A 2,077-nucleotide genomic window follows, 5' to 3' on the forward strand; every position below is an offset into this window, starting at 1 on the left:
TTCGCCGGCCAGGAAGGCATCGAGCCGGCGGTGGTTCCACAGCGCGTAAGCCAGAATGGTGCCCGCACCCAGCGCGCCCAACCAGATATTGTCCCAGCGCGCCAGGCCAAGGCCGCCCATCGTCCAGAACAACACGGAGTGGGCGGCGCGCTGGTCGCCGGCAAAGACCAGGTAGTTGGTCAAGGCGGTGAACATGAAGGACACGGCAAGGCCGGCGAGGATCAGCCGCTCCGGCCCTTGGCCCCTCACCCGCGCGACCAGCAGCAGGACGACGCCGGCGGCCAATATGCCGCCGGTGAAGGCCGCGACCGGCAACGTCCAGATGCCAAAGCTGTCGCCGAAGACGGTGATGACGGAAACAGCACCGGCGGCGGCGCCCGACGACAGGCCGAACAGGAACGGATCGGCGAGATCGTTGCGGGTCACTGTCTGCAGCAGCGCGCCGACGACGCCGAGGCCCGCGCCGACGCAGATGGCCAGGATCGTGCGCGGCAGCCGCAGATCGACGACGATCTTGCCGACCGGCCCGGACACGTCGTGCCCGCCTAAGCCGATTGCGCGGCCAAGCGCTGCTACAACGTCGGCCAGCGGGATCAGCGTCGAGCCATAGGCGATCGACAGCAGAGCGAGAGCGGCGATCGCCGCCGCTCCCGCCAGCATGGCCAACGCAAATGCCGGATGGCGCAAGCTCAAAATGCTTCCGGGTGCATGGCCTTGGCGATCTTGTCGATCGCTTCGATGTTGGCGGGTCCAGGCGTCAGCTCGGCGTAGCGGAGGGCAACGAAGCGCTCGTTCTTGACCGCGTCGGTCTCCTTCATGGCCGGATGCGCCTTCAGGAAGTCGAGCAGCTTCCTGTAGCCGCCACCGTCCTGGTAATCGAGCAGGATGAGGAATTGCGGATTGCGCGACGCCACCGTTTCCCAATCCGTGTTGCCCCAGCTGGTGTCCATGTCAGCCATGATGTTGTCGCCGCCGGCGGCAGTGATCATGGCGCTGGGGATGGCGAACTTGCCTGCGGTGAACGGCTTGTCCTCGCCGGAATCGTAGAGGAACACCCGCGTGCCCTTGGCGCTGCCGACCTTGGCGGTGATGTCGGCGAGCTGCGCCTTCCAGCCAGAGACAAGCTTTTCCGCCTCTGTCTCCTTGCCGAAGATCTTGCCCAGCTTTTCGACGTCGCCGTAGAGCAGGTCCATCGAGGCGGCGGGGCGCCTCTTGTCGAGATGGACGCAGCTTTCCGCCAGAACCAGCGTCTTGATGCCGTGCGGGGCAAGCGTGTCGGGCGTCACCTCGCCACCCGGCTTCATGCCGTAGTACCAGCCGGCGAAGAAGAAATCCGGCTCCACGGCCACGAGGTTTTCGAGCGTCGGATATTTCGGCGCCAGCTCCGGGATCGAACCCTGCTCTGCCTTGAATTCGGGACCGACCTTGTACCATCCGGTGATGCCGGTCAGGCCGACGATTGACGGCTGCAATTTCAGCGCGAAAGCCATCTCGGCCATGTTCAGATCATGGATGACAGCGCGCTTCGGCGGCGCGTCGAAGGTCAGCGGCTTGCCGCAGCTGTCGACGGTTACCGGGAAGGCGAAGGCGGTCGAGGTCAGCAGCGAGACGGCAAGCGAAAAAGCGAGGCGTTTCACGGGTATGCTCCTTGTGGGTGGGATCGGGTCGACTATGGAACGGCTTCAATCACGACGGCGGCGCGGCACGGTTCGGAACCTCGAACACCGTCAACTCTCGATCCTCGGTCGGATGGCGCAGGCGCAGCACATCGATGCCGAAAATCTCGCGGATCAGCTGTTGGGCCAGCGCTTCGCGCGGTGCGGCGAGCGCTTGCAGGCGGGCATGATTCATCACCGCAACCCTGGTGGCGAAGGGTGCTACCAGCGCCAGATCGTGCAGCACCGCGATCACCGTCATCTCGAAGCCTGCCACGAGGTCGAGCAGTTCGCCGCGGGCGCGCGGGTCCAGATGGTTGGTCGGTTCGTCGAGGAACAGGATTTTGGGCTGCTGGGCGATGGCGCGCGCCAGTTGGGCGCGCTGGCGCTCGCCGCCCGACAGCGAGCCGACGGTGCGGCCA

3 protein-coding genes are annotated in these 2,077 nt (G+C 65.6%); all 3 read right to left on the reverse strand.

Annotation, left to right across the window (positions count from 1 at the left end):
* The coding region (locus EN925_RS33295) for an iron ABC transporter permease (RefSeq protein ID WP_245487402.1) at nt 1-660 on the reverse strand (660 nt) is incomplete at its 3' end.
* 29 nt (nt 661-689) lie between these two features.
* Nucleotides 690-1,637 carry an ABC transporter substrate-binding protein gene (locus EN925_RS33300; protein WP_027163210.1) on the reverse strand — a complete coding sequence of 316 codons (948 nt, stop codon included), beginning with the start codon at nt 1,635-1,637 and terminating at the stop codon, nt 690-692.
* A 49-nt stretch (nt 1,638-1,686) separates the two neighbouring features.
* The coding region (locus tag EN925_RS33305; RefSeq protein WP_164894569.1) for an ABC transporter ATP-binding protein at nt 1,687-2,077 on the reverse strand (391 nt) is incomplete at its 5' end.

It is taken from the genome of Mesorhizobium sp. M7A.F.Ca.US.006.04.2.1, from assembly GCF_004022915.1.
GTDB classification, from domain to species: Bacteria; Pseudomonadota; Alphaproteobacteria; order Rhizobiales; family Rhizobiaceae; genus Mesorhizobium; species Mesorhizobium ciceri.